Raw genomic sequence first — 6788 nt, 5'->3', positions numbered from 1 at the left:
ATTCCCCATTTCCCATTCCCCATTCCTCATACCAATATCTATTGGGCACAAATGCTTACTAGCTGCGTCAACTATCTTAATATTGTCTGCTTTAGTTTTTCTGGTGCAAAAGTTCCATAAGCAGGGAACGAACAACTACCAACTCATCAATCCTGTACTAAGCATAAATACTTGTAGACTATATGGTTAGTAGATTCAATCGTAAAAGCGAGCAATGGCGTGTGTGGGTAGCTAATGCACCATTCAAATTTATGAAATCACCTTTTATTATTCAAAGTTGGCGGCGACTACTTAAGTATCTTTTTCCGATTCTCATTTTAATATCCTTTTTTACGGTATTACTGGTAGATAGTTTTACTCCTGCGATCACCGAAGGTGGTGGCTTCAGCGCGATCGCACAGATACCCCGTCAAGAAATTCGTGGGGTTTGGATGACCACCAATGATTTTGACACTCTCAAGGATCGCTCCAAAGTCCAGGATGCGGTAAGTCAATTACGACGGCTGAACTTCAACACAATTTATCCTGTAGTGTGGAATTCTGGTTATGTGATGTATCCCAGTGCGATCGCACAACGTGCAGGTATCCAACCTTTTATCTATAAAGGTTCAGATGGACATGATATTCTTGCAGACCTGATTAACCAAGCTCATCGTAAAGGATTGCTAGTGATTCCCTGGTTTGAATTTGGTTTCATGGCTCCCCCAACGTCAGAACTAGCACTGAATTATCCTGATTGGTTCACACAAAAGCGGGATGGTAGCCAAACTTCTATCAGTGCGGCTGGTGAGGTTATGTGGCTGAATCCGTTCCTTCCGCAAGTACAACAGTTCATCACCAACCTCGTGCTGGAAACTGTCACTCAATATGATGCCGATGGCATTCAGTTTGACGATCACATGAGTTTGCCTCACGAATTTGGTTACGACCAATATACAGTTGCTTTGTACACCAAAGAAACCAAGAATGCTCCCCCAAAGAATTCCCAAGATGCGGCATGGGTAAAGTGGCGGGCAGATAAAATTACGGCTTTCATGGTACAACTTAACCAAGCTGTGAAGCAGAGAAAACCCCAGGCGATTTTCTCTGTTTCTCCTAATTACTATGATTTTGCTTACAAGTTTCACCTGCAAGACTGGCTGAGTTGGATACGGCAAAATATTGTGGACGAGTTAATAGTGCAAGTTTATCGTCCGAATCTGCAAAGTTTTGTGGCTAATATTTCTCGCTCAGAAATTCAAGAAGCCCAAAAAATAATTCCAACTGGAATTGGTATTATGACTGGGTTACGAAATAATCCAGTTCCTATGCAGCAAATTAAGTCTCAGGTGCGGGCTGCCCAAGAACGCGGTTTAGGCGTAACTTTCTTTTATTATGAAAGTCTTTGGAACGATGCTCTAGAACCCTTAAACGAGCGACAAGTTGGATTTGGAAGTCTCTTTCCATCTCCTGCACTCCGCGCCAGAATTGAATAACTTTTCTGTTGAAGATTACGTTAATAGACTATAAATTAACGTTTTTTCGTCTAATGGTAGTGCGATCGCCTTCCGTTCTGAAAGGCTTAGATTCCTAGCTTCTGCAAAGAAGCTAGGAATCTTGTTAGATAAAGCCCAAAATAGCCTAATTTTACTTTCAATGGTGCGATCGCTTGAAATAAAGTATTTAACCCAAGTTGCTAGTTACTCTGACGGGCGATCGCAATGGGTGTGTTAAGCAATAAAATGCCCTCCAAGAAGAAAATTAGGAGGGCTATATGCTAAACGAAATAATTGCCATATATGCTATCACAGACGATCTGTTAAAGGCGATTGGGCATCATGAAGACAGTCGTCGAGAGATGAATGACGCAGAAATTATTACAACTGCAATAACAGCGGCGATGTTCTTTAATGGTAATCATAGCAAGGCTTGTGGCTATATGAAAGACCATAAGTTAATATCTAATATGTTAGAAAAGTCACGTTTTAACCGGAGATTACACAGTGTCTCAATGTTAATCAACGACTTGTTTCATCAAGTGGGAATGATACTGAAAGAAATTAGTGATTCCACGGAATATCTTTTAGACTCGTTTCCAGTGCCGATCTGCGACAACATCCGGATCTTTAATGTCAAAATAATCCAGTCGGCGCAGTATAGAGGTTACATCGCATCAAAAAAACGATATTTTTACGGGGTTCGAGTTCAGTTATTAAGCACCAAAAATGGTATTCCCGTAGAATTTGTGTTTATGCCTGGTAGTGCCAACGATGTACGTGCGTTAAATGCTTTACCTTTAAATCTCCCACCTGGTAGTGAACTGTATGGTGATTCAGCTTAGGCACAAGCCCGCGAATAAATCAGCCCAGCCGTCGCTTTCGCCTTGAGGGCGAAAGCGCCTAAATTTCTCGGTTTTGCCAAAAATATTATTGATACGGCTGGGCTGATTTATTTATTGGATCTCCCTTACACCGACTACAAGATTGAGGATGACTTGGAACAAACAAGTCAAATTTATTTAAAAGTTATGAGAAAAAAGAACTCCAAGCGTCAAGATCCCCCTTGGAATCAATATATTAAACAACATACTCGGCATTATATTGAAACCGTGTTTAGTAGTATCACTTGTGTTTTCCCAAAATCAATACATGCAGTCACTTATGAAGGGTTTTTACTTAAGCTACAAGCATTTATTTTTTCTTTTACTCTTCAACAAGCTTTTATTTAATAAGTAATTTATATAGGACTCCGATTTGATTTCTGAAAACATACTGAGACTGAAAAGCCCATTTTCTCAGGTTTTTATCTGAAATATTGTTCAAAAATCAGATATGAGCCCTATATAACAGCCAAATCATTTAAGTACTTGAATGCTCTCAACAAGGCATCGGTACGTTGGCGCGTAGCGCCAACGCGACTTTGTTGCACGTGTAGGCGTAGTCCATCGCAGGCATCGCATCAATTGAGTGGTAACAAGCACAGATCAGTCGATAACCCGCAACTTGGGTTATTAAGTTAACGTTGGGTTTCACTAAATTCAACCAGCTTGATTAGGCGGTATTTCTTCAGGTGGTGCTTCCGCCGGGGGAGCCAGTAACGCATCCGGCGCAATTTCTTCTACAGGAATCGGTTGCTTATCCTCAATTTCAAAATCTGGTTGCGCTGCTTCCACCAATTCAGGAGATGGGGGATGTGGTGGAATCGCTTCTGGTACACTCTCGGTTTTAGCTTCGGTGTCAGTAGTAACTGTCTCCTCTGCTGGTTTTTCTGGTATGGCAGTAGTTTTGTCGATAATCTCAACAGCAGGTTTCTCTGATAGTACAGAGGTAATGTCTTCTGGTTTGGGGGTTGTGGATGTCTTTTTACTCACAGTCTGTTGCACTTTATCTTTCGCGCCACTGAAGGTGCTACCCAGACCTTTTTGCAACTGGCCCAGCCGTTCTTGAAGGGACAATTTATTTACCTGTTCCTGAATTCCAGCTTTCACCGTCTCAGGACTGGGTACTTGGGTTTGTTGTGCCTGGGGGGTCAGTTGGCGACGTAATGATAGAGTTTGCCAGCCAAACCAGACCAAAAGAGCCACACTAGCCACATGACCCAGCAACAAACCTCCAGTAATGCGTGGTGCAAACACCCATAAGACTAAAGCATAGAATAGCCCTACGCCACTCCAGATAAAGTCATTCTTGCGATGGATTTCTGGAAAAAAGAAAGCTGCTATATAAATGGCTAAACTACCAATACCGACCACCAAAGCTAGGACAAATGCCAGCATTATTTGGTTACTCCTTACTGCGTCCTTTGACTATTTCAATTTTGCAAATTTTGTCAGTCAATTGTTGATTTAGATACAATTTAAAATTAATTAGCCGTGTTAGTTGTGGATTTTTGCCCTTTATTCAACTCTTAAGGTCTTCTTTAGGGGAGAACGGAAAATATCGGACTACCCTTAAAGTAAAAGGATCTGCAAGAGAGTTAGCCAGAAATTTTTTATGACACTACAAAGCTTTGGTGTGATTGGATTAGCCGTTATGGGTGAGAACATCGCTCTAAACGTAGAGCGCAATGGCTTCCCAATTGCAGTTTACAACCGCTCCCGAGAAAAAACGGATGCGTTTATGGCGCAGCGTGCTACAGGACGGAACGTCAAAGCCGCCTTTACTCTAGAGGAATTCGTTGCCTTATTGGAACGTCCCCGCAAAATCCTAGTAATGGTGCAAGCTGGTAAACCAGTGGATGCGGTGATTGCTCAACTCAAACCCTTGTTAGAGGAAGGCGATATCATTATCGACGGTGGCAACTCTTGGTTTGAAGATACGGAACGACGCACTCAGGAATTAGAACCCGCTGGGCTTCGGTATCTTGGTATGGGTGTCAGTGGCGGTGAAGAAGGGGCGCTGAATGGCCCATCTCTGATGCCTGGAGGTACAACAAGCTCTTACGAGTTTCTATCACCAATTTTCAACAAAATTGCTGCCCAAGTCGATGATGGCCCTTGTGTAACCTACATTGGTCCTGGTGGTTCTGGTCACTATGTCAAAATGGTACACAACGGCATTGAGTATGGCGATATGCAGCTAATTGCTGAAGCCTACGACTTGCTGAAAAATGTCGCTGGATTAAACCCCAGTCAGCTACATGATGTGTTTGCTGAATGGAATACCACCGATGAACTCGATTCATTTTTGATTGAAATTACGAAGAATATCTTCCCATATATTGACCCAGAAACAAATAAACCCCTGGTGGATTTGATTGTTGATGCAGCCGGTCAAAAGGGAACTGGACGCTGGACTGTGCAAACTGCGTTGGAATTGGGAGTTGCTATTCCCACAATTACAGCAGCAGTTAATGCCCGGATTATATCTTCGATTAAAGATGAGCGGGTTGCAGCATCTAAAGTCCTCACAGGCCCCAGTGGCAAGTATGACGGGCAAACTAAGGACTTTATCAACAAAGTACGCGATGCTCTCTATTGCTCAAAAATCTGTTCTTATGCTCAAGGGATGGCGTTGCTATCCACAGCTTCAAAAACATATAACTGGAATTTGGATCTGGGCGAAATGGCGCGGATTTGGAAAGGTGGTTGTATTATTCGCGCTCGCTTTTTGAATAAGATTAAGAAGGCTTTTAGCGAAAATCCAGCTTTGCCTAACTTGCTGTTGGCTCCCGAATTTAAGCAGACAATTCTTGACAGACAAACTGCTTGGCGGGAAGTGATTGCGACAGCTGCAACAGTAGGAATTCCAGTACCCGCATTTAGCGCCTCCTTGGATTATTTTGACAGCTATCGCCGCGATCGCTTGCCTCAAAATCTAACTCAAGCACAACGCGACTACTTTGGCGCACATACCTACCTACGTCTTGACAAGCCCGGAAGTTTCCATACTGAATGGGTTCCTATTGCTGAAGCTGGTAAGTAAGCTTTTGCACATCTGTATCAGAATATTGTGAAAGGTTAGTCAGTTTCAAAATACAGATTTAGTAGTGGCTCTGAGTTTCAGAGCCACTTTTTTTCTAGAACCACAGAGGCGCAGAGAACGCAGAGGAAGAGAGGAGGATAATAGCAATTCTCTACTGTTTATTGATTTTAAGGATTATTATTACCAAGATATTTGGCTTTTAATTCTTCTAATTCTTGATCTATTTCGTTTTTACTCGTCGGCTGAGATGTGGAAATTGGTGGTTGTATTTTATTTGGTTGAGGTTTGTTGCCACCCAAAAATTGAGTTTTCATTTCCTCTAATTCTAGATCGATTTGACTAGGAGAGGGCGATACAAAAGCGGGTGGAGAATTGGGTGGTGATTGAGGGATAGGCTTTGGTTTTATGGCTGGTGTGGCTGCTACTTGCGAATGTTGATTTAAGTCTTTAAGAACTTCATCTACTGTTTGATAACGCCGAATGGGAATGCTTTCTAGCATTTTGTTGAGAATGCGGCTCAACTGATTACTAATAGGAGTTTTCAAATATTGCTGCCAAACCCAAGTATCGTTGTTGATATCATAAGAATCGAAGGGCGATCGCTGGGTTAATAAATTAATACAGGTAGCACCCAAGCTGTAAATATCGCTGGCAAAAACAGCCCTACCTCTCATTTGCTCAGGGGCAACATATTCTGGACTACCAATACTTGTACCAGTTTGATTTAAGGCAGCGCCAGTGGCAGATTTGGCCGCCCCAAAATCTACTAATACTAGTTTGCGATCGCTGCTACGTAAAATAATATTTTCTGGCTTAATATCACGGTGAATTACGTGTCTAGCATGACAAAATTGTAAAACTGACAATAAATCATTTAATAGTTGCCGGATTTGCGTTTCATTGAAAGCACCTCTATGTGCCAATTCCTGGGCTAAGTTGTGCCCGTCAATAAATTCTTGTACAAGATACTGACGGTCTTCTTGGGTAAAATATGCCAGGAGTTCGGGAATTTGGGGATGTTTACCCAATTCATCTAACTGCACCGCTTCTTGGTTAAATAACTCTACGGCTTTTGCAAGAGTGTTAGTGCCTTGGGATTGGGGATAAAATTGCTTAATTACACAGCGTGGTTTTGAGGGTTTATCTTCATCCACAGCTAAGAAGGTTCTGCCAAAACCACCTTGTCCGATTGGTTTGATAGCACGGTAACGTTCTTTGAGGAGTAACTTAGAACCGCAAGTCCGGCAAAACTTGACATCATGAGGATTTTCGGGCTTGGGACAATGGGGATTAAGGCAGTAGCTCATACAGGCGATCGCTCTTATATGTTCTTATTTTCTCCTGTCCCAGGCAAAAGAGTGTAATTAAGAGATTTTGGATTTGTGT

The 6788-nt window shown here is 42.2% G+C and carries 5 protein-coding genes; 3 read left to right on the top strand and 2 right to left on the bottom strand.

What is annotated here, in order from left to right:
* The first annotated feature begins 251 nt into the window (after positions 1–251).
* The gene (locus tag G1O98_RS20005) at positions 252–1475 is read left to right on the top strand and encodes a glycoside hydrolase family 10 protein (protein WP_163930922.1); all 1224 of its coding nucleotides are present in this window, start codon (positions 252–254) and stop codon (positions 1473–1475) included.
* Between the two features lie 278 nt (positions 1476–1753).
* On the top strand, positions 1754–2320 hold the full coding sequence (locus tag G1O98_RS20000) for a transposase (protein ID WP_243458487.1): 567 nt from the start codon (positions 1754–1756) through the stop codon (positions 2318–2320).
* A 696-nt stretch (positions 2321–3016) separates the two neighbouring features.
* Here G1O98_RS20000 and G1O98_RS19995 read toward each other — a convergent pair.
* Complete coding sequence (locus G1O98_RS19995) at positions 3017–3754, bottom strand: Ycf66 family protein (protein ID WP_163930920.1); 738 nt, start codon at positions 3752–3754, stop codon at positions 3017–3019.
* A 217-nt stretch (positions 3755–3971) separates the two neighbouring features.
* On the opposite strand from G1O98_RS19995, the gene gndA reads away from it, so the two are divergent.
* Complete coding sequence (gndA, locus tag G1O98_RS19990) at positions 3972–5402, top strand: NADP-dependent phosphogluconate dehydrogenase (RefSeq protein ID WP_012412521.1); 1431 nt, start codon at positions 3972–3974, stop codon at positions 5400–5402.
* A 167-nt stretch (positions 5403–5569) separates the two neighbouring features.
* On the opposite strand, the gene G1O98_RS19985 is transcribed toward gndA, so the two are convergent.
* The gene (locus G1O98_RS19985; protein ID WP_163930918.1) at positions 5570–6709 is read right to left on the bottom strand and encodes a serine/threonine-protein kinase; all 1140 of its coding nucleotides are present in this window, start codon (positions 6707–6709) and stop codon (positions 5570–5572) included.
* Positions 6710–6788 lie beyond the last annotated feature (79 nt).

The organism is Nostoc sp. UIC 10630 (assembly GCF_010747425.1).
GTDB lineage: Bacteria > Cyanobacteriota > Cyanobacteriia > Cyanobacteriales > Nostocaceae > Nostoc.
Note: the sequence above shows the minus strand (reverse complement) of the source record. Positions and strands in the feature narration are given on the sequence as shown.

Bases quoted from the DNA above. Each gene is read 5' to 3' on its own strand.
- G1O98_RS20005 (WP_163930922.1), top strand. From the start codon at position 252: ATGAAATCACCTTTTATTATTCAAAGTTGGCGGCGACTACTTAAGTAT.
- gndA (WP_012412521.1), top strand. From the start codon at position 3,972: ATGACACTACAAAGCTTTGGTGTGATTGGATTAGCCGTTATGGGTGAG.
- G1O98_RS20000 (WP_243458487.1), top strand. From the start codon at position 1,754: ATGCTAAACGAAATAATTGCCATATATGCTATCACAGACGATCTGTTA.
- G1O98_RS19985 (WP_163930918.1), bottom strand. From the start codon at position 6,709: ATGAGCTACTGCCTTAATCCCCATTGTCCCAAGCCCGAAAATCCTCAT.
- G1O98_RS19995 (WP_163930920.1), bottom strand. From the start codon at position 3,754: ATGCTGGCATTTGTCCTAGCTTTGGTGGTCGGTATTGGTAGTTTAGCC.